The sequence below is a fragment of the Bosea sp. (in: a-proteobacteria) genome (assembly GCF_023953965.1).
In the GTDB taxonomy this organism is placed as follows: Bacteria; Pseudomonadota; Alphaproteobacteria; order Rhizobiales; family Beijerinckiaceae; genus Allobosea.
Map to the genome: position 1 here is coordinate 1,623,568 of NZ_JAMLIX010000001.1, position 25,020 is coordinate 1,648,587.

Annotated in this window: 19 protein-coding genes; 13 read left to right on the top strand and 6 right to left on the bottom strand. The window is 70.1% G+C overall.

The window, feature by feature from the left end:
- Positions 1-20 precede the first annotated feature (20 nt).
- Positions 21-1,907: an asparagine synthase (glutamine-hydrolyzing) gene (asnB, locus tag M9917_RS07530; RefSeq protein WP_297252353.1), complete on the top strand. Its 1,887-nt coding sequence runs from the start codon at positions 21-23 to the stop codon at positions 1,905-1,907.
- A 15-nt stretch (positions 1,908-1,922) separates the two neighbouring features.
- On the opposite strand, the gene M9917_RS07535 is transcribed toward asnB, so the two are convergent.
- Together M9917_RS07535 and M9917_RS07540 are read right to left on the bottom strand one after the other, a co-directional pair.
- The gene (locus M9917_RS07535) at positions 1,923-3,029 is read right to left on the bottom strand and encodes a glycosyltransferase family 4 protein (RefSeq protein ID WP_297252355.1); all 1,107 of its coding nucleotides are present in this window, start codon (positions 3,027-3,029) and stop codon (positions 1,923-1,925) included.
- Between the two features lies 1 nt (position 3,030).
- Complete coding sequence (locus M9917_RS07540; protein WP_297252357.1) at positions 3,031-4,476, bottom strand: glucosamine inositolphosphorylceramide transferase family protein; 1,446 nt, start codon at positions 4,474-4,476, stop codon at positions 3,031-3,033.
- A 321-nt stretch (positions 4,477-4,797) separates the two neighbouring features.
- Between M9917_RS07540 and M9917_RS07545 the strand changes: the two genes are divergently transcribed.
- Complete coding sequence (locus tag M9917_RS07545) at positions 4,798-5,601, top strand: WecB/TagA/CpsF family glycosyltransferase (protein ID WP_297252359.1); 804 nt, start codon at positions 4,798-4,800, stop codon at positions 5,599-5,601.
- A gap of 4 nt (positions 5,602-5,605) precedes the next feature.
- Here the strand turns inward: M9917_RS07545 and M9917_RS07550 are convergent, their stop codons facing one another.
- Together M9917_RS07550 and M9917_RS07555 are read right to left on the bottom strand one after the other, a co-directional pair.
- Positions 5,606-7,045 (bottom strand): lipopolysaccharide biosynthesis protein, encoded by a 1,440-nt coding sequence (locus M9917_RS07550; RefSeq protein WP_297252361.1) that lies wholly within the window; start codon positions 7,043-7,045, stop codon positions 5,606-5,608.
- Positions 7,046-7,057: 12 nt separating this feature from the next.
- Positions 7,058-7,987: a tyrosine recombinase XerC gene (locus M9917_RS07555; protein WP_465246340.1), complete on the bottom strand. Its 930-nt coding sequence runs from the start codon at positions 7,985-7,987 to the stop codon at positions 7,058-7,060.
- 58 nt (positions 7,988-8,045) lie between these two features.
- Between M9917_RS07555 and M9917_RS07560 the strand changes: the two genes are divergently transcribed.
- From M9917_RS07560 to M9917_RS07600, 9 genes are all read left to right on the top strand, one after another.
- Positions 8,046-10,229, top strand: coding sequence for a primosomal protein N' (locus M9917_RS07560; protein WP_297252363.1), 2,184 nt, complete (start codon positions 8,046-8,048; stop codon positions 10,227-10,229).
- A gap of 220 nt (positions 10,230-10,449) precedes the next feature.
- A complete protein-coding gene (locus tag M9917_RS07565) occupies positions 10,450-11,019 on the top strand; it encodes a F0F1 ATP synthase subunit delta (protein ID WP_297252365.1) in 570 nt (189 codons plus the stop codon).
- Positions 11,019-12,551, top strand: a complete 1,533-nt coding sequence (atpA, locus tag M9917_RS07570; protein ID WP_297252367.1) for a F0F1 ATP synthase subunit alpha — start codon at positions 11,019-11,021, stop codon at positions 12,549-12,551. Before M9917_RS07565 ends, atpA begins: the two co-directional genes overlap by 1 nt.
- Before the next feature lie 100 nt (positions 12,552-12,651).
- Entirely contained in the window at positions 12,652-13,521 is an 870-nt protein-coding gene (locus M9917_RS07575) for a F0F1 ATP synthase subunit gamma (RefSeq protein ID WP_297252369.1), read from the top strand.
- 128 nt (positions 13,522-13,649) lie between these two features.
- Positions 13,650-15,134 carry a F0F1 ATP synthase subunit beta gene (atpD, locus tag M9917_RS07580; RefSeq protein WP_297252370.1) on the top strand — a complete coding sequence of 495 codons (1,485 nt, stop codon included), beginning with the start codon at positions 13,650-13,652 and terminating at the stop codon, positions 15,132-15,134.
- A 73-nt stretch (positions 15,135-15,207) separates the two neighbouring features.
- Positions 15,208-15,621, top strand: coding sequence for a F0F1 ATP synthase subunit epsilon (locus tag M9917_RS07585; RefSeq protein ID WP_297252372.1), 414 nt, complete (start codon positions 15,208-15,210; stop codon positions 15,619-15,621).
- Between the two features lie 226 nt (positions 15,622-15,847).
- On the top strand, positions 15,848-17,407 hold the full coding sequence (locus M9917_RS07590; protein ID WP_297252375.1) for a serine hydrolase: 1,560 nt from the start codon (positions 15,848-15,850) through the stop codon (positions 17,405-17,407).
- Positions 17,408-17,512: 105 nt separating this feature from the next.
- A complete protein-coding gene (locus tag M9917_RS07595; protein ID WP_297252376.1) occupies positions 17,513-18,604 on the top strand; it encodes a CobW family GTP-binding protein in 1,092 nt (363 codons plus the stop codon).
- Between the two features lie 90 nt (positions 18,605-18,694).
- Positions 18,695-19,783: a GNAT family N-acetyltransferase gene (locus M9917_RS07600; RefSeq protein WP_297252379.1), complete on the top strand. Its 1,089-nt coding sequence runs from the start codon at positions 18,695-18,697 to the stop codon at positions 19,781-19,783.
- Here M9917_RS07600 and M9917_RS07605 read toward each other — a convergent pair.
- Both M9917_RS07605 and M9917_RS07610 read right to left on the bottom strand, forming a co-directional pair.
- Positions 19,752-21,368: an AMP-binding protein gene (locus M9917_RS07605; protein ID WP_297254767.1), complete on the bottom strand. Its 1,617-nt coding sequence runs from the start codon at positions 21,366-21,368 to the stop codon at positions 19,752-19,754. The genes M9917_RS07600 and M9917_RS07605 overlap by 32 nt on opposite strands.
- Positions 21,369-21,499: 131 nt before the next feature.
- Positions 21,500-22,555 (bottom strand): ABC transporter substrate-binding protein, encoded by a 1,056-nt coding sequence (locus M9917_RS07610; protein ID WP_297252381.1) that lies wholly within the window; start codon positions 22,553-22,555, stop codon positions 21,500-21,502.
- A gap of 250 nt (positions 22,556-22,805) precedes the next feature.
- Between M9917_RS07610 and M9917_RS07615 the strand changes: the two genes are divergently transcribed.
- Positions 22,806-23,711, top strand: coding sequence for a DMT family transporter (locus M9917_RS07615; RefSeq protein ID WP_297252383.1), 906 nt, complete (start codon positions 22,806-22,808; stop codon positions 23,709-23,711).
- Between the two features lie 123 nt (positions 23,712-23,834).
- Complete coding sequence (locus tag M9917_RS07620) at positions 23,835-25,004, top strand: acetyl-CoA acetyltransferase (protein WP_297252385.1); 1,170 nt, start codon at positions 23,835-23,837, stop codon at positions 25,002-25,004.
- The last annotated feature ends 16 nt before the right edge of the window (positions 25,005-25,020 follow it).

A 25,020-nucleotide genomic window follows, 5' to 3' on the forward strand; every position in this document is an offset into this window, starting at 1 on the left:
GATACGGCAAGGGACAATTCATGTGCGGAATCGCCGGCTGGGTCGGCCGCAAGGTCGAGAACCCGGAACGACGAGCGGCCGAAATGTCGCAGGCAATACGTCACCGGGGTCCCGATGCCGAAGGCATCGCATTCCTTGATTCGAGCGGTGGCGAGGAGCAGGTGGCGCTGGTGCATCGCCGCCTCGCGATCATCGATCTGGCGGCCGATTCGAACCAGCCGATGCAGATCGACAACGGCCGCCTGCGCATCGTCTTCAACGGCGAGATCTACAACTATATCGAGCTGCGCGAGGAGCTCAGCGCCTGCGGCCACCGCTTCCGGACGCAGTCCGACACCGAAGTGCTGCTGAGGGCATACGACCAGTGGCGGCTGGCCATGTTCGACCGGCTGAACGGCATGTTCGCCTTCGCCCTCTGGGACGCCGAGCACGACGAGCTCGTCCTCGCCCGCGATCCCTTCGGCAAGAAGCCGCTTTACCTGGCCCAGGACGACGGGCGGCTCACCTTCGCCTCGGAGATCAATGCGCTGCGTGCGGTCGAGCCCGATATCGCGGAGCTCGATCCGCAGGCGGTGCGCGACTATCTCCACTGGCGCTACGTGCCAGGGCCGCACACTTTCTTCGAGCGGATCCGCAAGCTCGATCCCGGCAGCTATGCCGTCTGGTCGCAAGGCGAGCTGAGGCAGACCCGCTACTATACCCCGCCCGACCGCTATCCCCGCGCCGGGCCGGTGGAGCGGCAAGGCGCGACCGGTCGGTTCCTGGAACGGCTCGACCATTCCGTCCGGATCAGGATGCGCGCCGACGTGCCCTTCGGCGCCTTTCTCTCGGGAGGGCTCGATTCATCGGCGATCGTCGCCCTGATGAGCCGCCACAGCGACAAGGCCATCCGCACCTTTTCGGTCGGGTTCGGCGAGGACGGGCTCAGCGAGCTTCCCTTCGCGCGGCGGGTCGCCGATCGCTTCAAGACGGATCATTGCGAGCTGGTGATCCGGGCCGACGACATCATGGACAATCTGCCGCGGATCGTCCGCCACCAGGGCGGGCCGGTCGTGCAAAGCTCGGACATCCCGATCTACCTGTTGTCGGTGCGCGCCGCGCGGGACGTGCGGATGGTGCTCACCGGGGAGGGCTCGGACGAGATCCTCGGCGGCTACCCCAAGCATCGCGCGGAAGCGCTGGCCGGGCTTTACCGCGGGCTCGTTCCGCAGGCGCTCCACGGCAAGGTCCTGATGCCCTTGCTGCGCGCTCTGGGGTTCGCCTCGGCGCGGCTCGAGACCTTCGCCGTCAGCGCCGGCGAACGGGACTTCGCCGAACGGATGATCTCCTGGTTCGGCGGCATCGCCGCGGGCGAGCGCGACGCGCTGGCCGCCGGGCTGGGCGAGCGCCAGGGCGAGCGCAACGGCTTCCCGTTCTCGTCGAGCGAAAAGGCCTCGCATCTGCGCCGCGTCCTGTTCTTCGACCAGACCTCCTGGCTGCCCGACAATCTGCTGGAGCGGGGCGACCGGATGATGATGGCCGGCTCGATCGAAGGACGGATGCCCTTTCTCGATCGCGATCTCGTGGCCTTCGTCAGCACGCTGCCCGATCGCTACAGGCTCGGCCGGCACAGCAAGCAGATTCTGCGCGACGCCATCGCCCCGATGCTTCCGGACGAAATCCTGAGCCGGCGCAAGATCGGCTTCAAGGTTCCGGTCGGCGCCTGGTTCCGCGGGCCGATGCGGGCCTATGTGCGCGAGCATCTCTGCTCCTCGGCTTCCGTCATCCGCAGCTATCTCAGCGCGCCGCTCCTCGACCGCATCGTCGCCGAGCATGAAAGCGGCGCGGCCGATCGCGAAAAGCTGATCTGGGCGCTGCTGAACCTGGAGATATTCCACCGCGAATGCGGGCTCGGCGCGCCCCGGTAACCCGCGCGTCGCGGATCAGCCTTCGTCCGGCGGCTTCCGCGACGCGACCGAGCGCCAGATACCGCAGATCGCGCCGACGAAGGGCGCCAGCGCCAGCCGCTCGCGATGCACCGCGAGCGCGGCGGCGCCCAGGCGCGCGCGCAGCGGGGGATCGTCCACCAGCCGTTCCAGCGCGGCCGTGAGCCCGCCGACGTCGCCGGGTGCCACCAGCAACCCCGACTGCCCGTCCGTGACGATGTCCTCGACCGCGCCGACCGGGGTCGCCACGACGGCGAGCCCCGCGGCCATGCCCTCGATCACCGATAGCGGCAGGTTCTCGACGAAGGAGGGCAGCACCAGGATATCCGCCGTCGCGATCAGGGCGGCCACGGCATCCGGAGCGACCCAGCCGGGCAGGGCGACCCGCTCCGCGATGCCGAGCGCGGCGAGGCTTGCCCCGGTGCCCGCGACATCGCCGTCGCCGGCGATCGTGGCGCGCCAGTCCGCCCGCGTGCGCAGGCGCGACAGCGCCTCGCAAAGCTCCGGCACGCCCTTGCCCGCGCTGAGGCGGCCGAGGAACAGGATATGCACCCGATCGCCGCCGCCGCTATGGGCGAGCGTGGGAATCGCGGCGGCGTTGGGCACGATCGCGATCTCCCGGACGCCGGGCGCCCGGCCGGCGACGAAGGCCTGCCAGACCCGGCCGAGCACGATCACCTGCGCCGCATGCTCGAACAGGGAGCGGATGCGGCGGCTCAGGAAGCCGTCGTCGTCCTTCCAGAAAAGCGGGTACTCGCCGCCGTGCAGATGCAGCACATAGGGGATGGACAGCAAGCGCGCGCAGGCGGCGATCGCCATCTTGCGATAGGTGCTGCCGGCGACGGACAGGTTGAGGTGAACGACGTCGGCGCGCCCCGCGAGGCGGGCGGCCAGCATCCGCAGGCAGAAGCCGAGCGTATGGAAGACCGAGAACGCGACATGCCCCGAGCCGCGGCTGGTCAGGAAGCGCAGGTCGATATCGGCGATCCCCTGCCGCTCGAACTCCTGCTTCAGCGCCGCCATCATCCGGTCGATGCCGCCCTGGCCGGCTATGCCGGACGGCGTCGCGACGAGGACATGGAGCTTGCGAGGATATCGCGGCATTCTACAAAGGCCCCCTGTCGACGACCTCGACGCGTCCGGCGCGGTTGAGCGTATGGACGCCCCAGCCCGCCCAGGCCGGACCCGGATCGACCGGGCGCGGCGGGGAAAAGCGGACATCGGTGGCATCGAGCCGCTCGCAGCTCATCAGGCCGAGACCGCCGCCATAGGCGCGCCCGCCCGCCTGCACCGGCAGCATGAGCCCCGTTTCCCCCCGGATGAAGGCGCCGCCGGGGCGGGTGGCCGAATGATCGATCGCGATCGGATTGAGCGGATGCGCGCTCCAGGGCCCGCGCAGCGCGGGCGCGCCGTAGACCGCCATCGTATCGGAGGCGCTGCCATGGCCGTGGCGCTCGGTGCCCACCAGCCAGAACCGGCCGCCGGCCTCGACGAGCGTGGCGTCGTTGAGGTCCCGGTCCGCGATCAGCACCGTGTCGCGGACCCAGCGATCCGGGAACCGCTCGGCCCGGTAGAGCACGAGTTCCCGGGCCGCGGCGCTCTCGGGGATCATGAAGACCTCGCCACCCTGCGCGAAGACCTGCGGATAGGACAGGTGGTGCGCCTCTTCCAGCACCTTGCGCGGAACGCCGAAAGCGCCGTTCCCGTCGAGCTCGGCGACGGAGATCACGCCCCGGCCGCCGGCATAGGGAAACTCCTCGACGAAGAGGTAGTGCCGCCCCGCGCGCTCGATGACGAAGGGATCCGCATAGAAGCGCTCGCCATCGTCCGGCAGAAGGGTGAAGGCGGCGCCGTCGAAGCGCCCCGTCTCGGCGATGCCCGGTCCCTCGATCAACCGATAGGCGACCTGCCAATAGAACGGGCGCCGCCCGCGCCGGAGCTTCTGCCTCGCCCGTTCGACCGCGCCCCGCCAGAAGAAGGCCGGGTAATGACGCAGGAAGCCGCCGCTCCGCGGGGATGGCGGGGCAGCGTCGGGAAGGGCGGCGAGCTTGCCCGCGCCGAAGCGGGCGACGCAGTGCATGACGAGCGAGACGGCGCCGGCGAGCCAGTCGTCGCAGGCGCGAGACAGCCAGAGCCTGTCCCCGATCATGGGGCGGGCCTGCGCCACGAGAACGCCGTCGAGGCGGGCACCGAGCTCGAACGGCGCTGCGCTCGCCAGCATCGCGCCAAGGCCGGCGGCCGGGTTGGCGTGGCCGCAGAAATCGAGCTTCAGGACCGGCGCCGCCTGCCCGGCCGCGCTCCCGGTCAGATCGACGATGAGATCGGCCGTGCCGCGCTCGGCGGCCGGCAAGGGCTGCGCGAGCGCGGCCAGCGAGGAGCCGAAGCGCCGGCTCTCGATGCGCAGGATCGTATCGAGCCCGGACGCGCCGGACCCGGTTCCCGGCGCATGCCGGATCGAGACGACATGCCCCGCCGCGACGAGCCGGGCGACGAGCTCATGCTCCCAGCGCCGCGCCGCGGCGGCCTGGCCGATGATCAGGATCGCGCTCAAATCCCGGTATTCTCTCCGTTGCCGCCTGGCGCCTTTAACGCATGAATCTTAGCAAGCCGTGCGATTTTTTCTCTCCGCGGCGCCTCCCCGCGCCTGCGACGCCGGCCTCAGACCTTCGCCGGTATCAAATCGGGAGAGGTCGTTATTAATCATATGGAAGTATATTCTCGCACGGGTGCCGCCGATAACGTTACTATTGCAGTATCCGATGGATTCCCAGCCTGCGACGATCCGGTCCACCATGAACAGCATGTCACAATCGGCGATGTCCGCCGGGCGAAAGTCGCCGCGCCTCCCCGGCGCGCGCAGGAGCGCACGGCCATGACCGGGCCCGGCTCGACATGGGCGCAGCACGCGCTCCTGGCGTCCCGTCGCCGGAAGTTCCTCGGCTCGCCCGTCCATGCGCTGAGCATGGATGAGACGCTGGCGATCGCCGCGGAAGCGATGGCGACGCGACGCCCGCTGCTGCATGTGGTGGTGAACGTCGCCAAGCTGGTCAACATGCGCAAGAACGAGGAATTGCGCGAGGACGTGACCACGGCGGACGTGGTCAATGTCGACGGCACCGGCGTGCTGTGGGGCGCGCGGCTGTGCGGGATCGCCCTGCCGGAGCGCGTGACCGGCATCGACCTGATGATCAACCTGTTCGCGCTTAGCGCCGAGCGCGGCTGGCGCCCCTATCTCCTGGGCGCCGAGCAGCATGTCCTCGATGCGGTCGCGGAGCGGCTCGCCCGGGACTATCCGGCGCTTATCGTCGCGGGGCGGCGCGACGGCTATTTCAAGCCCGAGGAAGAGGCGGCGGTGGTGGCGGCCATCAACGCGTCGGGCGCCGACTGCCTGTTCGTCGCCATGTCGACGCCGCGCAAGGAGCGTTTCCTCAAGCGCTATCGCGCAGAGCTTGCGGCGAGCTTCGTCATGGGCGTGGGCGGAAGCTTCGACGTCTATGGCGGGAAGGTCGCGCGGGCGCCGAAGCTGCTTCAGGCGGCCGGGCTCGAATGGCTGTTCCGTGTCGCGCAGGAGCCGCGCCGCCTGTGGCGCCGCTACTACGACACCAACACCGCCTATGCGCTCCTGCTGTGCCAGGAGATCTGGTCGCGCCGGAGCAGGCGGCACACCGGCCCCTGACGCCCTACCTGGCCGGGAGGCGGGCCTTCAGCCTGTCGATGAACAGCGCGGTCGCGGCCGGGTGAAACGCCCAGACGAGCGCGAGGAAGCCGGCTCCCCCCGCGGCGAGGCCCGCCGCGAGCGCGGCGAACACCGGGGCGGCGGCGAGCGCGCGCGCCGCCAATGCCGCGGCGAGGCCCGTGCCGGCCGCGATCACGATCGACGCGGCGACGTCGCGCCACGGGGCCGGCACCCGGATCAGGCGCCGGCCGATGACGATCGAGGCGATCAGGCTGACCAGCGATCCGCCCGCCAGCGCCAGGGCGGCACCGACCTCCGCCAGCACGGGAATCAGCAGGAACGACAGGGACACCGTGCCGATCGAGCCGAGGAAGTTGATGGCGATCAGCAGCCAGGGCCGCTTGTGCGCGTGCATCACCACGCCGAAGACGAAGTTCACCAGATTGGCGCTGAGGACGCTGAAGGCGATGATCGCGAACAGGAGTTCGAAGCGGCCGCGATAGTCGGCAGGCAGCAGGAGCCGCGTGATCTCGTCGCTGAGCGCGACGAGCATGACCGCGACCGGCAGGCACAGGCGCAGCACCAGCGCCATGAGCTCGGACAGCAATTGCCCCGCCGCCTGCGGCCCGTCCTCGTCGAAGCGGTTCACGATCTCGGGAAAGGCGCCGATGTTGATGGCGTTGGCGATCATGTCGATCGGCTGGCGGGCGAGCGCGTAGGAGGCGGCGAAGACCGCGACCGCGCCCGCCCCGTACCAGGCGTTCAGGAACAGCCGCTCGACATTGTTCATGCCGAAGCCGACCAGCGCCATGACGATGAAAGGCCCGCCGAGCGCGACGAACTCCCTGCGCGTGAAGCGCGCCGGGCCGGCGACCACGCGCCGCGCCGCCACCACGCCGGCGACGATGCCGGCGATCAGCGCGCCGAGGCTGGAGGCGAGCGATACCGTCAGGAACGAGCCTTCGAACAGGAAGACGGCCGCGACGGGCAGGACGAGCTGAAGCACGCCGCGCAGATATTCGAGCCGCGAATAGAGCCCATGGCGCTGCTGCATCTGGAGCACCGTCAGCGCGAAACGGCCGACGGCGCCGGCGACCAGATAGCCGCCGACCGCGATGGCGAATTCGATCCAGCGCGCCGGCTCGATCAGCGTCGCGGCGCCCGCGGCGACCGCCAGCGCCAGCACGGTCGCGGCGATGAGCGCCCGCCCGGCGAGGACGAGGCTGCCGCGGCTGACCTCGCCCTTGCCGCCGAGCCTGAGCAGGGCGATGCGCAGCCAGTTGGTGACGGCGCCGTCCGTCATCTCGCCCACCGTGACGACGAGAGTGAGCAGGCCGTATTCGACCTGGCTGAGCATCCGCGTCATGACGACGAGGAGGAGCAGCGCGGAGACACGCGTCAGCAGGATCGCGGGCGCGTAGATGAGCGTGGAGCGGAGCAGCAAGGCAGGTCCTCGTCAGGCGCTCTGCGCCCGCGGATGGGCGGCGTCATAGGCCGCCATCAGCCGGGTGGAATCGATGCGGGTATAGATCTGCGTCGTCGAGAGCGAGGCGTGGCCGAGCAGCTCCTGGATGGCGCGCAGATCGCCGCCGCGGCCGATCAGATGCGTCGCGAAGGAATGGCGCAGCGCATGCGGCGTGGCGGAGGAGGGCAGGCCGAGCGCGCCGCGCAGGCCCTCGACCGCGAGCTGGATGATGCGTGGAGAGAGCGGCCCGCCCTTGGCGCCGCGGAAGAGCGGTCCTTCGGGCGGCAGCCGCCAGGGGCAGAGCTTCAGATATTCCGCGATCGCGGCGACCACGACGGGCAGCACCGGCACCATCCGCGTCTTGGCGCCCTTGCCGGTCACGGTGAGCGTGTCGCCGGGCTGAAGCGGCGCCTGGGCGCGGGTGAGCGAGAGCGCCTCCGAGATGCGCAGGCCGCTGCCATAGAGCAGGCCGAGCACGGCGGCGTCGCGGGCGAGAATCCAGGCTTCCCGCTCCTCGCCGGCGCGGGTCGCGGCCTGGGTGACGGCGCGGGCGGCGGCGGGCTCGAGCGGGCGCGGCAGCGATTTGCCGAGCCTTGGGCCGCGCGTCGCGGCGAAGGCGGCGGCGGTGAGATGGCCGCTATGCTCGCCGAAGCGGGCGAAGGAGCGCAAGCCCGCGAGCTGGCGCATCAGCGTGCGGTTGCCGACGCCGTCGCGCCGGCGCCGGCCGAGAAAGGCGCGCAGGTCCGCAGGCTTCAGCCCGGCGATGTCGGCGAGGGTGGGGTGCGCGCCCAGATGCTCGCCGAGGAAGGCGGCGAACTGGGCGAGGTCGCGCCCATAGGCTTCCAGCGTCTTGGGGGACAGGCGCAGCTCGCTCGCGAGATGCTGGAGCCAGTCGCGGCGGAAGCTATCGAAATCGGTCATGGGCGCAGCATGACCCTCCTGCCTTAACAGCAGCCGAATCGGTGCTAGACAGCAGGCGATGGACGAGACGGCGGACATGATCGAAGGCGGCACGGTCGACGTGCTGATCCCGCTCGGGCTCGACCAGCCCTACAGCTATGCCGTGCCGCCGGGCCTCGTGCTGGCTCCCGGTGATGTCGTGCAGGTGCCGCTGGGGCCGCGCGAGACCGTCGGCGTCGTCTGGGAGGTCGGCTCCGGGCGTGGCGGCAACCTCAGGAAAGTCACCGGCAAATACGACATGCCGCCGCTCGATCCGGCGCTGCGCAAGCTCGTCGACTGGGTGGCGTGGTACACGCTCGCGCCGAAGGGCTCGGTGCTGGCGCTGGCGCTGCGCCGGCAGCCGGACGATACGCCCGAGCGGCCGAAGCTCGGCGTCAGGCTCGCCGGCCCGCCGCCGGCCCGGATGACGCCGGCGCGCGCACGGGCCATCGCCGCGGCGGAAGGCGGGCTCCTGATCGGCAAGTCGGCGCTGGCGGAGGCTGCTTCCGTCAGCACGGCGGTGATCGATTCCCTCGTCGATGCCGGCACCTTCATTGTCGAGCCGCTGCCGCGCGAGGCGATCGCGGCCATGCCCGATCCCGAGCATGGCGTACCCGAATTGTCGGACGGGCAGGCGGAGGCGGCGCGGGCTCTGGTCGCATCGGTCGAGGCGAAGGCGTTCGGCGTCACGCTGCTCGAAGGCGTCACCGGCTCGGGCAAGACGGAAGTCTATTTCGAGGCCGTGGCTGAGGCGGTCCGGCAGGGCCGCCAGAGCCTGATCCTGATGCCGGAGATCGCGCTGACCGCGCAGTTCATCGACCGGTTCGAGGCGCGCTTCGGGGTCCGGCCCGGCCTGTGGCATTCGGCCGTGTCCGGGCGCAGGCGCGAGCGCCTGCAGGCGGCCATCGCCAGCGGCGAGGCGAAGGTGGTGGCCGGCGCCCGCTCGGCGCTGTTCCTGCCCTTTCACGATCTCGGCCTGATCGTCGTCGACGAGGAGCACGAGGCCGCCTACAAGCAGGAGGACGGCGTCTCCTACCACGCCCGCGACATGGCGGTGGTGCGGGGCAGGATCGAGAACGCGCCGGTGGTGCTGGCCTCCGCGACGCCCTCGCTGGAAAGCCGCGTCAATGCCGAGCGCGGCCGCTATGCCCATCTCAAGCTGCCGGAGCGCTTCGGCGGGCGCGCCTTGCCGGTGCTCGGGCTCGTCGATCTGCGCCGCGACAAGCCGCAGCGGGGGCGCTGGCTGTCGGCTGCGCTCGTCAAGGCGATCGCGGCCAATCTGGAGGCGAAGGAACAGTCGCTGCTCTTCCTCAACCGGCGCGGCTATGCTCCGCTGACCTTGTGCCGCGATTGCGGCCACCGCTTCCAGTGCCCGAACTGCACCGCCTGGCTGGTCGATCATCGCTTCCGGCGGGCGCTGGTCTGCCATCATTGCGGCCATGTCGAGCGCCGCCCGCACGAATGCCCGCAATGCCATGCGGCCGAAAGCCTCACCGCCTGCGGGCCGGGCGTCGAGCGGCTGGCCGAGGAGGTCGCGACGCTGTTTCCGCAGGCGCGCGCGATCGTGCTCTCCAGCGATTTTCCCGGCGGCACCGAACGCTTGAAGCAGGAGCTCGCGGCGGTGGCGGCGGGCGAATTCGACATCGTCATCGGCACCCAGCTCGTCGCCAAGGGCCATAATTTCCCCGGCATGACGCTGGTCGGCGTCGTCGACGCCGATCTCGGCCTGACCTCGGGCGATCCGCGCGCCGCCGAGCGGACCTTCCAGGCGCTCAGGCAGGTCACGGGCCGCGCCGGGCGGGGCGAGAGGCCCGGCCGCGCCCTGCTGCAGACGCACGATCCCGAGCACCCGGTGCTGAAGGCGCTGGTCTCGGGCGACCCGGAGCGGTTTTATGCCGCAGAGGAGGCGGCGCGGGAGGCGGCGGGCCTGCCCCCCTTCGGGCGGCTGGCGGCGCTGATCGTCTCCGCGAGCAACCAGGCCGAGGCCGAAAGCCACGCCAGGGCGCTGGCGCGCCTGGCCGAAGCGGGCGATGGAATCGTGGTGCTGGGGCCGGCGGAAGCGCCGCTTTCCGTGCTGCGCGGGCGCCATCGCATGCGGCTCATCGTCAGGACGACACGCGATATCAACCTCCAGGACTATCTGCGCGGCTGGCTGAAACGGGCGCCTCGGCCCAAGGGCTCCGTCAGGGTCGCTGTCGACGTCGACCCGCAGAGCTTCCTGTAGATTTCATCGGATTGCCGAAACCCGTGGCAAAATGGCCGCTTATCGGGGCCACTCAGCGATTGCGTGGCCCGGAACCGCATGCTAGTGCACCGCCACATTTCGGTCGCGAAGCCGTCTCGCCGGCTTCGCGCCTTAAGATACTCGCAGCGTCGGAACCCTGCACTCCACCTTCGTCCAGGAAGGTCGCCGGTGCGGTTCCTTGAAACGAGAGACGGGAAGCGTGGCTGAAGGCGGATCGCAGGGGACCCTGGTGTCGGGCGTGGCTCAGCGCTATGCCACCGCGCTGTTCGAGCTGGCTGAGGAGAGCGGCGCGGTCGATGCCGTCGCGGCTTCGCTCGACGCCTTCAGCGGCCTCATCGCCGAGAGCGAGGACCTCGCCCGCCTGATCGAGAGCCCGGCCTTCACCGCCGAGGAGCAGGTCGGCGCGATCAGCGCCGTGCTCGCCAAGGCCGGGATCACCGGCATCGCCGCCAATTTCATCGGGCTCGTCGCCAGCAAGCGCCGCCTCTTCGCGCTGCGGGGCATGATTTCCGCCTATAAGCGCCTGGTCGCCGAGGCCAAGGGCATCGTCTCCGCCGAGGTGACGCTCGCCGAGGCGCCCACATCCAAGCGCGTCGACGAGATCCGCGCGGCGCTGAAGGGCGTCGCCGGCAAGGATGTCGATGTTTCGATCAAGGTCGATCCGGCGCTGATCGGCGGGCTCGTCGTCAAGATGGGCTCGCGCATGGTCGACGCCTCGCTGAAAACCAAGCTCAATTCAATTCGTCTTGCCATGAAAGAGGTCGGCTGATGGACATCCGCCCCGCTGAAATCTCCGCCATCCTGAAGGCCCAGATCTCGAATTTCGGGTCGGAAGCCTCCGTCACCGAAGTCGGGCAGGTGCTCTCCGTCGGTGACGGCATCGCCCGCGTCTACGGCCTCGACAAGGTACAGGCCGGCGAGATGGTCGAGTTCGAGACCGGTGTGCGCGGCATGGCGCTCAACCTCGAGAGCGACAATGTCGGCGTCGTGATCTTCGGCTCCGACCGCGAGATCAAGGAAGGCCAGACCGTCAAGCGCACCGGCGCCATCGTCGACGTGCCGGTCGGCAAGGAGCTGCTCGGCCGCGTCGTCGACGCGCTCGGCAACCCGATCGACGGCAAGGGCCCGATCAAGGCCAAGGCCCGCGCCCGCGTCGACGTCAAGGCGCCCGGCATCATCCCGCGCAAGTCCGTGCACGAGCCGATGGCGACCGGCCTCAAGGCGATCGACGCGCTGATCCCGATCGGCCGCGGCCAGCGCGAGCTGATCATCGGCGACCGCCAGACCGGCAAGACCGCGGTGGCGCTCGACACCATCCTGAACCAGAAGTCGCTGAACGGCGAGGGCGCTCCCGAGAGCCAGAAGCTCTACTGCGTCTATGTCGCCGTCGGCCAGAAGCGCTCGACCGTCGCCCAGTTCGTCAAGGTGCTCGAGGAGCGCGGCGCGCTGGAATACTCGATCGTCGTCGCGGCCACCGCCTCGGACGCCGCCCCGATGCAGTTCCTGGCGCCCTTCGCCGGCTGCGCCATGGGCGAGTTCTTCCGCGACAACGGCATGCACGCCGTGATCATCTATGACGATCTCTCCAAGCAGGCCGTCGCCTACCGCCAGATGTCGCTCCTGCTGCGCCGCCCGCCGGGCCGCGAGGCCTATCCGGGCGACGTGTTCTATCTCCACTCCCGCCTGCTCGAGCGCGCGGCCAAGATGGGCGAGGCCGCCGGCCTCGGCTCGCTGACGGCGCTGCCGGTGATCGAGACGCAGGCCAACGACGTCTCGGCCTATATCCCGACCAACGTGATCTCGATCACCGACGGCCAGATCTTCCTGGAGACGGACCTGTTCTACCAGGGCATCCGGCCTGCGGTGAACGTCGGTCTCTCGGTCTCGCGCGTCGGCTCCTCGGCGCAGACCAAGGCGACCAAGAAGGTCGCCGGCAAGATCAAGGGCGAGCTCGCCCAGTACCGCGAGATGGCCGCCTTCGCCCAGTTCGGCTCCGACCTCGACGCGGTGACGCAGCGCCTGCTCAACCGCGGCGCGCGCCTGACCGAGCTCCTGAAGCAGCCGCAGTTCTCGCCGCTGAAGATGGAAGAGCAGGTCGTCGTGATCTATGCCGGCGTCAACGGCTATCTCGACCCGCTGCCGGTCGCCAAGGTGCGCGCCTTCGAGGACGGGCTGCTTTCGCTCGTGCGCTCGAAGCATGCCGATCTCCTCAACGAGATCGGCTCGTCCAAGGATCTGTCGGACGCCAACGCCGCCAAGCTCAAGGACATCGTCACGAGCTTCGCGAAGTCCTTCGCCTGATCGTCATTGCCGGCGCGGCGAGGCATCGGGCCTCCGCCGCGCCGTTTCTTCGAATTGCTTCGTCGCCGCAGGCGGCTGACGGGTAGGGGATCAAGATCGGATGCCGTCCCTCAAGGACCTACGCAACCGCATCGCCTCGGTGAAGGCGACGCAGAAGATCACCAAGGCCATGCAGATGGTCGCGGCCGCCAAGCTGCGCCGCGCGCAATCGGCCGCCGAGGCCGCGCGCCCCTATGCCGAGCGCATGGAGACGGTGCTGGCGAACCTCGCCGCCGGCGTCACCGGCTCGAGCGCGCCGCGCCTGATCGCCGGCACGGGCGCCGACAAGGTGCATCTGCTGCTGGTGCTGACCGCCGAGCGCGGCCTGTGCGGCGCCTTCAACTCCTCGATCGCGCGCCTGGCGCGCGACAAGGCGAACGCGCTCAAGGCCGAGGGCAAGACGGTCAAGATCATCTGCGTCGGCAAGAAGGGCTACGATATCCTGCGCCGGCAGTTCGCCAGCGAGATCATCGCGTTCATCGACCTGCGCGAGTTCAAGCAGGTCGGCTTCGCCAATGCCGAGGCGATCGCGCAGAACGTGCTTTCCCGCTTCGCCAACGGCGAGTTCGACGTCGCGACGCTGTTCTTCTCGCGGTTCAGGTCGGTCATCGCCCAGATCCCGACGGCGCAGCGCATCATCCCGGCCGAGATCCCGGAAGGGACGAAGAAGAGCGAGGCCGTCTACGACTACGAGCCGGACGAGGGCGAGATCCTCGAGACGCTGTTGCCGCGCAACCTGACGGTGCAGATCCTGCGCGGGCTGCTCGAGAACGCCGCCTCCGAGCAGGGGGCGCGCATGTCCGCCATGGATTCCGCCACGCGCAACGCCGGCGAGATGATCAAGAAGCAGACCACGCTCTACAACCGCTCGCGCCAGGCGATGATCACGAAGGAACTGATCGAGATCATCTCCGGCGCGGAAGCGCTCTAACCGCCTGGGCATCGGACCGAAAAGTGGCCCCACCTTTCGGAAGAAGCCGATGCCTGAACAAGTCTTCGCCGGTGGCGCGAGCCGCCGGCTGCCGCCATAACCGAATGCGCTAGTCCCGAGGTTCCGCCATGGCCAAAGCCGCTACCAAGACCACCAAGTCGAAGACCGCCGAGAAGCCCGCCAACACCGGCGCCGGCCGCGTTGCCCAGGTCATCGGCGCCGTCGTCGACGTGCAGTTCGACGGTGCCCTGCCGGAGATCCTGAACGCGCTCGAGACCGAGAACCTCGGCAACCGCCTCGTGCTCGAGGTCGCCCAGCATCTCGGCGAGAACACGGTGCGCACCATCGCGATGGACTCCACCGAAGGTCTGGTGCGCGGCCAGCCGGTGACCGACACCGGCGCCCCGATCGCCGTGCCGGTCGGCGACGAGTGCCTCGGGCGCATCATGAACGTCATCGGCGAGCCGGTGGACGAGGCCGGCCCGATCCTGACCACCACCACCCGCGGCATCCACCAGCCGGCACCGGCCTATTCCGAGCAGTCGACCGAGGCGCAGATCCTCGTCACCGGCATCAAGGTCGTCGACCTGCTGGCGCCTTACGCCAAGGGCGGCAAGATCGGCCTGTTCGGCGGCGCCGGCGTCGGCAAGACCGTGCTGATCATGGAGCTGATCAACAACGTCGCGAAGGCGCATGGCGGCTACTCGGTGTTCGCCGGCGTCGGCGAGCGCACCCGCGAGGGCAACGACCTCTATCACGAGATGATCGAGTCGAACGTCAACAAGGACCCCAAGGAGAACAACGGTTCGACCGCGGGTTCGAAATGCGCCCTCGTCTACGGCCAGATGAACGAGCCGCCGGGCGCCCGCATGCGCGTCGCGCTTTCGGGCCTGACCGTCGCCGAGCATTTCCGCGATCAGGGCCAGGACGTGCTGTTCTTCGTCGACAACATCTTCCGCTTCACGCAGGCCGGCTCGGAAGTGTCGGCGCTGCTCGGCCGCATCCCCTCGGCGGTGGGCTACCAGCCGACGCTCGCCACCGACATGGGTAACCTCCAGGAGCGCATCACCACCACGACCAAGGGCTCGATCACCTCGGTGCAGGCGATCTACGTGCCGGCCGACGACCTGACCGACCCGGCGCCCGCGACCTCCTTCGCCCACCTCGATGCCACGACGGTGCTCTCGCGCTCGATTGCGGAAAAGGGCATCTATCCGGCGGTCGACCCGCTCGACTCGACCTCGCGCATGCTCTCGGCCGACATCGTCGGCGAGGAGCACTATGGGGTGGCCCGCCAGGTCCAGCAGGTGCTCCAGCGCTACAAGGCGCTGCAGGACATCATCGCGATCCTGGGCATGGACGAGCTCTCGGAAGACGACAAGATGACGGTGGCGCGCGCCCGCAAGATCGAGCGCTTCCTGTCGCAGCCCTTCCACGTCGCCGAGGTCTTCACCGGCTCGCCCGGCAAGCTCGTCTCGCTCGAGGACACGATCAAGGGTTTCAAGGGGCTGGTCGAGGGCAAGTACGACCACCTGCCGGAGGCGGCCTTCTACATGGTCGGCTCGATCGAGGAAGCCGTCGAGAAGGCGCAGCGCCTCGCCGAGGCGGCGTAAGCGACCCCGTCAGCGCTCATCCCGGCTTGCCGCTTCGCTGCGGCCGGGATGATGTCGGAGGAAAGTTAGGGCGATGGCCACCTTCAAGTTCGAACTCGTCTCGCCGGAGCGCATCCTGTTCTCGGGCGATGTCGTCAGCGTCATCGTTCCCCCGTCCGAGGGCGAGATGACCGTGCTCGCCGGCCATGCGCCGCTGGTGGCGACGCTCAAGTCGGGGATCGTGCTCGTCCAGACGAGCGAGAGCAGCGGCAAGGAATTCTTCGTCAATGGCGGCCTCGTCGAGGTCAACCAGGCCTCGGCGACGATCCTGGCCGAGCAGGGACGCTTCATCGAGGATGTCGACGCCGCCGTGCTCGACGCCGAGATCCTGGCCATGGAGACCCGGCTGACGGGCGCCCAGGGCGAGGAGGACAGGAAGCGGCTCAGCGAGACGCTGGTGCAGCTGCGCGAGTTCAAGCACGTCTTCGAGCAGCGCAAGGCGGCCTGACGCCTGCGAGCGGATCGGGTTGCGAGGGGCCGCGCGAGCGGCCCTTTTTCATGCGCGCGGCCGCGGCACGAGGGCGCCTAGGCAAATCGCCGCGCAAGGGGTAGTTATGCGTCGATGGGCGGCCGTCTCGAAATTGCCGCATGTGTCGCGTTGAACCCGCATGGCCCCACCGCCAGGGATGGCGACGCTAGACCGCTTACGAGCAAGACAGGTTCGAACCCGCCCGATGATCGCTTCCCGCCTCGCCGCCGCCTTCGCCCTCGCTGCCCTCCTGACCGGGCCGGTCCATGCCGGAACCAGCCTCGTCATCGACGCCTCGAGCGGCGCCGTGCTCTCGAGCGAGAATGCGAGCCAGGCCTGGCGCCCCGCCTCCACCACCAAGATGATGACGATCTATCTCGCGCTGAAGGCGGTGCGGGAAGGGCGCATCGGGCTGGAGACGGCGATCCCCGCCTCGAAGCGGGCCGCGAGCCAGCCGCGCGTCAAGGTCTACATCAAGCCCGGCCAGGAGGTCACCCTCGACAACGCGCTGCGCATCATGATGGTGAAATCGGCCAACGACATCGCCTATGTCGTGGCCGAGGGCGTCGGCGGCGATGTCGAGAGCTTCGTTTCCATGATGAACGCCGAGGCGCAGCGGCTCGGCATGCGCGATACCCGCTTCGCCAACCCCAATGGCTGGGATCATCCCGACCAGCAGACCAGCGCGCGCGACCTCGCCGTGCTCGCCATGGCGCTGATGCATGATTTCCCGCGATATTCCGATTATTGGGACACCCCGGCCGTGCAGCTCGGCAAGCAGGTGATGCACAACACCAACGGGCTGGTCGGCCGCTATGCCGGCATCGGCGGGATGAAGACCGGCTTCACCTGCGCCTCCGGCTTCAACGTCGTCGCGACCGCCAGCCGCGGCGGGCGCACCCTGATCGCCGTCGTGCTGGGCTCGCTCTCGGGCGCCGAGCGGACGGTCAAGGCCGCCCAGCTTCTCGACGAGGGCTTCGCCGCCTGGGGCGGCGCCGGCTACAGCGTCGCCGCCATGCCGGCGAGCGGCACCCGCGCGCCCAATATCTGCGACGATGTCCGCCATCGCGGCGGCGGCGCCGCGCTCGCCGACGACGCCGATCTCTCCGGCCCGATCGCCGCCACGGCCTCCATCGACAGCGGCAACGCACCCGATGGCGGGCGTTTCGCGACGGCCTTCAGCACCCCCGCCGCCGCGCCGGTCGCCAGCCGCTCGGCCCGCGGGCGCGTCGTGCTCGGACCCCGCGCCGAGGCCGCGCCGGTCCAGGTCTCCTTCGGCCGCACGCCGGGCTCGGCCTCGGCGCCGCTCGCGGCCAATGTCACCGCCCAGCCGGATAGCCGCGTCGCGCGCGGCACGCCGACCATCGAGCCCGGCGCCCCCGTCGCCGCCGGCCTCGTCGGCGGCTCCGCCCGTCGCACGGCCTCCGGCAACGGCGCGATCCCGCGCGGCACCGCCGCCTTCGCCCCCGCGGGCGAGCCGGTCCAGCCGGGGAGCGATGCCTTCGCCGCCGGCCCGTTGCGCCTCCAGGGCGCGATGCAGTCCGGCGCCGCGAATCCGGCGACCTTGCGCCCCGGCGCGGCGGCAGGCATCAAGCCCGCCGCGTCCGGCAAGGCGCAGGCCGCCAAGACCCCGGCGGCGAAAGCCCAGCCGCTCCGGACGCCGCCGGCAAGGACCCTGCCGGCGAAGCCCAAGCCGGCCCAGGCCGCCGCGAAGCCCACGGCCGGCAAGCCCGAGGCCAAGGCCAGGTCCGCCAACGGCGCCTGAGGCCGCATCGGGCCGGCCGTAACCCTTGCCAACGCCGCTCCGGCCGGTCATGTAACATTAGAACAAAAGCGGCGGAGCATCGTGCCTGCCCGAAGGCGTGCACCCATGACCGACGACCCCGCCCGGCCCGTCCCCGTTCCGCTGACGCTGCTGACCGGCTTCCTCGGCGCCGGCAAGACCACGCTGCTCAACCGCCTGCTGAAGGACCCGGCGCTTGCCGGCACGCTCGTGCTCGTCAACGAGTTCGGCGAGATCGGCCTCGACCATCTGATGATCGAGGGCGTGGCGGAGGGGATGATCCTCCTCGAATCCGGCTGCCTCTGCTGCACCATCCGCGACGATCTGATCGTCACGCTCGAGGACCTGCTGCGCCGGCGCGACAATGGCCGCATCGCGCCCTTCTCCCGCCTCGTCATCGAGACGACCGGCCTCGCCGATCCCGCGCCGATCCTCAACGTCCTGATCAACCACCCCTATCTCGCGCTGCGCTTCCGGCTCGACGGCGTCGTCACGCTCGTCGACGCGGTCAACGGCATGGCGACGCTCGACGCGCATGAGGAGGCCCGCCGCCAGGTCGTCGCCGCCGACCGCCTCGTCCTGACCAAGACCGATCTCGCCGCGCCCGAGCGTGTGGAGGAGCTGCGCGAGCGCCTCGGCCATCTCAATCCCGGCATCGCCATCCTGCCGCCGGACGCAAGCCCCGCCGAACTGATCGGCGCCGGCCTCTACGACCTGGCGAAGCGGCCGCAGGCGTTGCGCCACTGGCTGGCCGAAGAGGCGCTGCCCGGCCACCACCATCATCACGGTCACGATCACCACCACGGCGATCACCACCACGGGCACGGCCAGGACCCGCATGACGTCAACCGCCACGACGCCGCGATCCGCGCCTTCGTCCTGACGGCCGAGCGGCCGGTCGCCCGCACCACCTTCGAGCTGTTCTGGACGCTGCTGCGCTCCGTCCACGGTCCGCGCCTGTTGCGGCTGAAGGGGCTGGTGGACCTTGCCGGAGAGCCCGGCCGGCCGCTCATCGTCCACGCGGTCCAGCAGATCCTGCATCCGCCGGTCCAGCTCGATGCCTGGCCGGACGGGGACCACCGCTCGCGGCTCGTCCTGATCGTCAAGGACATCGAGGAGGACACGGTGCGCAAGCTCTGGTCCGCCTTCCATGGAGAGGGCGCCCGGCCCGTTTCTTGAACCCTGCCTCGCGACGGGCGTGGCGCCGCTGTGCGCCTTGCCATTCCGGCACAGCAACGCGCCGGAACGATGCAAGCGAGGTGCGGGCGGATGAGCATGATCACGGCTCGGGCGGCGACCGAAGGCTCCGCGACGGCGGCCGCGCGGCCCTTGCTCCCACCGCGCCCGGATGCGGCCATCCACAGCGAGCTGCGCCCGCTCAGCGAGTGCGAGGCGATCCGCCGCGAATGGACGGAGCTTGCCGGGCGCGCGCTCGAAGCCAATCCCTGCCTCGAGCCGGGCTTCGCGCTTCCAGCCGCGCAGCATCTCGTCTCCTTCCGCGACGCCGCCCTGATGCTGCTCTGGCAGGGCGATCCGGGCTCGCAGCGCCGCCATCTCGTCGGCCTCGTCCCCTGCCGCCGGCGCCGACGCCTGTTCGCGGCCGAGGCGCTGGAAGGCTTCGCCGATCCGCGCCTCATGAACGGCACGCCGCTCATCGACGGCAACCTCGCCGCGCCCGCGCTCGCCGCCTTCCTGCGCGGCTGGCAGGGCCCCGCCGCCGGGAGCTTCACCCTGTCGGGGCTCGATCCGGCCGGCGCCTTCGCCGCGACGCTCGCGCGCGTCGCCGAGGGGCAGGGCGTGACGCTCGCCTGGCAGCCGCTCCCCGGCCACCGGCCCGCAGCGCCCGCGGCGGAGGAGAGCCCGCGGGAGAAGGGCCGGCTCAGCCTCGTCGAGGCGATAAACCAGGCGGACCGGCGCGACGCCGTCGAGATCATGCTCGCGCTCGAAGCCTCCGGCGCGCGCGGCCGGGCGGGGCAGGCGACGCTTCAGGATACGCGCGAGGTCGGCTTCCTGCGCAGCATGAGCCGTGATCTCGGCCGCCGGAAGCTCTGCCGTCCCACCCTCCTGACGCTGGACGGGCGGCCGATCGCGGGCGCGCTGACGCTCGGCCGGGGCGCCTCCTCCTGGCTCTATCTCGGCGTCGCCGACGAAGCCTTCGCGCCGCTCGCGCCTTTGGCCGTGCTGCTCGCGATGATGCGCAAGGCCGCGCCGTCGCGGCGCATCCTCCTGCCCGGCGGCTTCGGCACCTTGCGTCTCGCCGGCCCCCGGCCGCAGCGGCCCGCCGCGCTGGCGGCGCGCCTTGGCGAGCGGATCGGCCGGCCGCTGTTCAGGCTTCGGCCCGCAGCAGCCGACGGATGATCTTGCCCGTGGTCGTCAGCGGCAGCGCGTCGCGGAAGACGATCTCGCGCGGATATTCATGCGCCGACAGCCGCGCGCGCACGAAGCTCTGGAGCTCGGAGACCAGGGATTGCGAGCCGCCATGGCCGGGCTTGAGCACGATGAAGGCCTTGACGATCTCGGTGCGCAGCGGGTCGGGCTTGCCGACCACCGCCGCCAGCGCCACCGCCGGATGGCGCAGCAGGCAATCCTCGATCTCGCCCGGCCCGATGCGATAGCTCGCCGAGGTGATCACGTCGTCGTCGCGGCCGATGAAGCGGACATAGCCGTCCGCGTCCGCGACGGCCTCGTCGCCGGTCGTCATCCAGTCGCCGATGAACTTCGCCGCCGTCGCCTCCGGATTGCGCCAGTATTCCAGGAACATCACCGGGTCGGGGCGGCGGACCGCGATCTGGCTCTCCTCGCCGGGGTCGCAGACCGTGCCGTCCGGCCGGATGATCGCGACCTCGTGGCCCGGCACCGCCTTGCCGATCGCGCCCGGACGGCTGACGCCGAGCGCGGCGCAGGAGGCGAGCACGAGGTTGCACTCGGTCTGGCCATAGGCTTCGTTGATGGTCAGGCCGAACGCCTCGCGCCCCCATTCCAGCGTCTCGGCGCCGAGCGCCTCGCCCGCCGCCGCGACCGTGCGCAGGTTTAGCCGCCAGCGCCCCTGCGGGCTGCCGGCGCCGCGCATCATCCGAAGCGCGGTCGGCGGCACGAAGGCGTTGCGGACGCCGAGATCCTGGATCAGCCGGTAGGCTTCCTCCGGCTCGAAGCGCGTCACCGGCCGCGCCACCACCGGCACGCCGAAATGCAGCGCCGGCAGCAGCATGTTGAGCAGCCCCCCGGCCCAGGCCCAGTCGGCCGGCGTCCAGGCGATGTCGCCCGGCCGCGGCATGAACTCGTGCGGCATCTGCACGCCGGGCAGATGGCCGGGCAGGACGCGGTGGCCGTGCAGCGCCCCCTTCGGATTACCCGTCGTGCCGGAGGTGTAGATCATCAGCGCCGGATCGTCGGGCCTCGTCTCGACGGGCGTGAAAGCAGGATCGCCCTCGGCCAGCAGCGCCGCCCAGCCTTCCGCCCCGCCCTCGGCGCCGTCTGTGGAGATGATGAGCGCGAGCTCCGGCAACGGCTCGGTGATCCCGCCGAGCTTGGCGAGCCCGGCGGCATCGGTCAGCACGGCCTTCGCGCCCGAATCGACGAGCCGGTAGGCCAGCGCATCGATGCCGAACAGCGCCGCCAGCGGCACGGCGATCGCGCCGAGCTTGTAGGCGGCCAGATGCGCCGTCAGCACTGCCCGCCCCTGCGGCAGCAGGATGGCGACGCGGTCGCCGCGGCCGACGCCGCGCTTCCCGAGCGCGCTGGCCAGCCGGTTCGAATGCTCGCTGAGCCAGCCGAAGGAGACCGGCGTCGCCCGCCAGTCCTGCGAGACCTCGATGATCGCCGGCCGTTCCGGCTCGACTGCGGCCCAGCGGTCGCAGACGTCGACGGCGATGTTGTAGCGCTGCGGAATGCGCCAGCGGAAGCGCTCGCGCAGCGCCGCGTAGTCGGTCAGGTCTGGCAGGATCAAGATCGCGGTCCCGGTGGCAAGGCGCTTCAGGGCATTTTCGCGCGAAGCGGGCACCGGTTCGCGTGAAGAAAATGCGCCAAAACAAAAGGCTGAAGCATTTCCGCGATTCGGAGAAACGCGGAAATGCTTCAGAACATACGTTCGCCGAGCGGCGGCAGGAAGGCGTCGGTGAAGGCGTCCCCCGCGCGCGCCCTGTCGCGGAACGCGCCCGCGAGCGCGAGCTGATCGAGCGCGCCCGCCCAGCGCGCCGGATCGACGCCGCCGAAGCCGTGCGACTTGACGTAAGCGGTCAGGATGTTCTGCTCGATCGCCATGGCGAGCCGCTCGCGCTCGGTCTCCGGCTCGGCCGCATCGTTGTGCCGGCCGACGAGCTGAGCGGCGTAGCCGGGATCGGCGATCGCCTCGCGCAGGCCCCGCATCAGCGCCCGCACCAGCCCGCGCACGGCTTGCGGCCGCTCGGCTGCGAGCTTCGCCGAGACGATCACGGCGTTGCCATAGAGCGTGATGCCGTGATCGGCCATCCACATCAGGACGATATCGTCGACCGGCACGCCACGCGCCTTCAAGCTGACGTAGGACGAGGCGCCGAAGCCGAAGGCGGCATCGATCTCGCCCGAGGCCAGCATCGGCTCGCGCACCGGGAAACCGACATTCTCCAGCCGGATCCGGCTGTCGTCGATCTTGTTGAGCCCCTTGAAGAGCGGCCATTGCGCGAAGCTGGCGTCGGCGGCGGGCGCGCCGAGCTTCTTGCCCTCGAGGCTTGCAGGCTCCGCCGTGATCCCCCGGCTCTTGCGGCCGACGAGCGCGAAGCCCGGCCGGTCGTAGACCATCATCACCGCCTTGAAATCGAGGCCCGGATTCTCGTCGCGGAAGCGGATCAGCGTGTTGACGTCGCCGAAGCCGGCATCCTGCGTCCCGGCGGCGAGCTTCTGCATCACGGCGCGCGAGCCGTTTCCAGGCTCGATCGCGACCTCGAGCCCTTCGGTGCCGAAATAGCCCTTCTCGCGGGCGATCAGGAAGGGCGCCGCCGGCCCCTCGAAGCGCCAGTCCAGCGCGAAGCGGATCGGCGTCACGCCCTGCGCCCGCGCCGGGGCGCCTGCGACCCCGCAAGCGGCCGCCCCCATCGCCAGCCGCCCGAAGCCTCGGCGCGACAGAGTGACGGAACGGGGCGGAACGATCGGCATTATGGCCTCCGGGCGCCTCATCGGCGTGGCACATCCACGCTGCGCTTCTTCTGACACCATAACATGTTGAAAGGACGTCAACAGCACGGCTTTCGCCTGATGGCGGCAGGGCCTATCCGATTGCGATGGTCAAGGCCAAAAAATTCCTGATCGCCTGGCCAAAAAAGCGGTAGATCGCCGGGCTCGACTCTTGCAATGACGTTCCTGCCGTTCAGGCTGGTCGCCATTCATCTTTCACGAGGCTCGTCGCGTGGCTTTCGGCCTTTTCTGGATCCCGGCGACCATCGCCGCCTCGCTGCTGCAGACCGCGCGTAATCTGGCGCAGCGCTCGCTCACCGACATCATCGGCGTCGTCGGTGCGACGCAGGTGCGCTTCCTGTTCGGCCTGCCCTTCGCGGTGCTGTTCCTGGCCATCGCCTGCCTCGGCCTGCAAAGGCTGCCGCCCGGGATCGGCATGGTTTCGCTCGGCTACACGCTTTCCGGCGCGCTGACCCAGATCGTCGGCACCGCCCTGATGCTGGCGGCGATGCGCGAGCGCTCCTTCGCGGTGACGACGGCCTATACCAAGACCGAGCCGGTGCAGGTCGCGCTGTTCGGCTGGGCGCTGCTCGGCGACGCGCTGACGCCGCTGAAGTTCCTCGCCGTCGCGATCGCGACCGCCGGCGTGATCGTGGTGTCGTGGAAGCCCGGCGAGAAGCTCAGCCGCGCGGGCTTGAGGCCGGCCGTGCTCGGCATCGCGTCGGGGGCCTTCTTCGCCCTGTCGGCGATCGGCTTCCGCGGCGGCATCCAGGCCCTGCCGGAGGGCGGCTTCCTGATCCGGGCCTCGACCATCCTCGTGCTCGGGCTCGGGCTCCAGACGCTGCTGCTGGTGTTCTACATGCTGGCGGCCGACCGGCAGGCGCTCATCCTCAGCCTGAGGAGCTGGCGCCGCTCGCTCTCGGCCGGCTTCCTCGGGGCCGCGGCCTCGCAGCTCTGGTTCATCGGCTTCTCGCTGACCAGCGCCGCCAATGTCCGCACGCTCGCGCTGATCGAGCTGCCGCTGGCCCAGATCGCCTCGCGCAGGCTGTTCTCCGAGGGGACGAGCCGGCGCGAGATCCTCGGCATGGCGATGATCGTCGCAGGCGTCGGGCTGCTGCTGGCTTTGGCATTGCCATGATGCCTGGAGCGGCCGAAAATCCGCCGGCCGATCGGCGCACGGCCATCATGCGCGGATACCGGCTTGCCCGCCGGTGCGAGACCGTCAAGATGCGGGCAGCCGCATAGCGAGGGAGGTGCCGTCATGAGCGTTGCGATTGTCGGCTGGGCGCATACACCGTTCGGCAAGCAGGACACGGAGACCGTCGAGAGCCTGATCGTGCGGGTCGCGACCGAGGCGCTGGTCGATGCCGGCATCGCCGCCGATCAGGTCGACGAGATCGTGCTCGGCCATTTCAACGCCGGCTTCTCGGCCCAGGATTTCACCGCCTCTCTCGTGCTCCAGGCCGATCCGGCGCTGCGCTTCAAGCCGGCGACCCGCGTCGAGAACGCTTGCGCCACCGGTTCGGCCGCGGTGCATCAGGGGGTCAGGGCGATCCGGGCGGGCGCGGCCAGGATCGTGCTCGTCGTCGGCGTCGAGCAGATGACCCGGACGCCGGGGCCCGAGATCGGCAAGAACCTGCTCAAGGCCTCCTATCTGCCGGAGGACGGCGACACGCCCGGCGGCTTCGCCGGGGTCTTCGGCAAGATCGCGGCCGGCTACTTCCAGCGCCATGGCGACCAGTCCGACGCGCTCGCGATGATCGCGGCGAAGAACCACAGGAACGGCGTTGAGAACCCCTATGCGCAGATGCGCAAGGACCTCGGCTACGCCTTCTGCCGGCAGGAGAGCGAGAAGAACCCCTATGTCGCCGGCCCGCTGAAGCGCACCGACTGCTCGCTGGTCTCGGACGGCGCCGCCGCGCTGGTGCTGGCCGACGAGGAGACCGCCCTTGGGATGCGCCGCGCCATCGGCTTCCGCGGCATGGCCCATGTCCAGGATTTCCTGCCGATGTCGAAGCGCGACATCCTGAAGTTCGAGGGCGGCGCGCTCGTCTGGCAAAAGGCGCTGGCCGACGCGGGGATTGCGCTCGACGACCTCTCCTTCGTCGAGACGCATGACTGCTTCACCATCGCCGAGCTGATCGAATACGAGGCGATGGGCCTGACCAAGGAAGGCGAGGGCGCCCGCGCCATCAAGGAAGGCTGGACGCAGAAGGACGGCAAGCTGCCGGTCAACGTTTCCGGGGGCTTGAAGGCCAAGGGGCATCCGATCGCCGCGACCGGGGTCTCGATGCATGTGCTCTCGGCCATGCAGCTCGCCGGCGAGGCGCCGCAGGGCATGCAGCTCGAGGAGCCGCGCCTCGGCGGTATCTTCAACATGGGCGGGGCGGCGGTCGCCAACTACGTTTCCGTGCTCGAGCGGATCAAGTGACCCTCGGGCCGGCAGA

Excerpts from the sequence above, each read along its gene's own strand:
- M9917_RS07545 (WP_297252359.1), top strand. The coding sequence starts at position 4,798 with ATGACCGGGCCCGGCTCGACATGGGCGCAGCACGCGCTCCTGGCGTCC.
- atpA (WP_297252367.1), top strand. The coding sequence starts at position 11,019 with ATGGACATCCGCCCCGCTGAAATCTCCGCCATCCTGAAGGCCCAGATC.
- asnB (WP_297252353.1), top strand. The coding sequence starts at position 21 with ATGTGCGGAATCGCCGGCTGGGTCGGCCGCAAGGTCGAGAACCCGGAA.
- M9917_RS07560 (WP_297252363.1), top strand. The coding sequence starts at position 8,046 with ATGGACGAGACGGCGGACATGATCGAAGGCGGCACGGTCGACGTGCTG.
- M9917_RS07610 (WP_297252381.1), bottom strand. The coding sequence starts at position 22,555 with ATGCCGATCGTTCCGCCCCGTTCCGTCACTCTGTCGCGCCGAGGCTTC.
- M9917_RS07535 (WP_297252355.1), bottom strand. The coding sequence starts at position 3,029 with ATGCCGCGATATCCTCGCAAGCTCCATGTCCTCGTCGCGACGCCGTCC.
- M9917_RS07620 (WP_297252385.1), top strand. The coding sequence starts at position 23,835 with ATGAGCGTTGCGATTGTCGGCTGGGCGCATACACCGTTCGGCAAGCAG.
- M9917_RS07555 (WP_465246340.1), bottom strand. The coding sequence starts at position 7,987 with ATGACCGATTTCGATAGCTTCCGCCGCGACTGGCTCCAGCATCTCGCG.
- atpD (WP_297252370.1), top strand. The coding sequence starts at position 13,650 with ATGGCCAAAGCCGCTACCAAGACCACCAAGTCGAAGACCGCCGAGAAG.
- M9917_RS07585 (WP_297252372.1), top strand. The coding sequence starts at position 15,208 with ATGGCCACCTTCAAGTTCGAACTCGTCTCGCCGGAGCGCATCCTGTTC.
- M9917_RS07595 (WP_297252376.1), top strand. The coding sequence starts at position 17,513 with ATGACCGACGACCCCGCCCGGCCCGTCCCCGTTCCGCTGACGCTGCTG.
- M9917_RS07590 (WP_297252375.1), top strand. The coding sequence starts at position 15,848 with ATGATCGCTTCCCGCCTCGCCGCCGCCTTCGCCCTCGCTGCCCTCCTG.
- M9917_RS07600 (WP_297252379.1), top strand. The coding sequence starts at position 18,695 with ATGAGCATGATCACGGCTCGGGCGGCGACCGAAGGCTCCGCGACGGCG.
- M9917_RS07575 (WP_297252369.1), top strand. The coding sequence starts at position 12,652 with ATGCCGTCCCTCAAGGACCTACGCAACCGCATCGCCTCGGTGAAGGCG.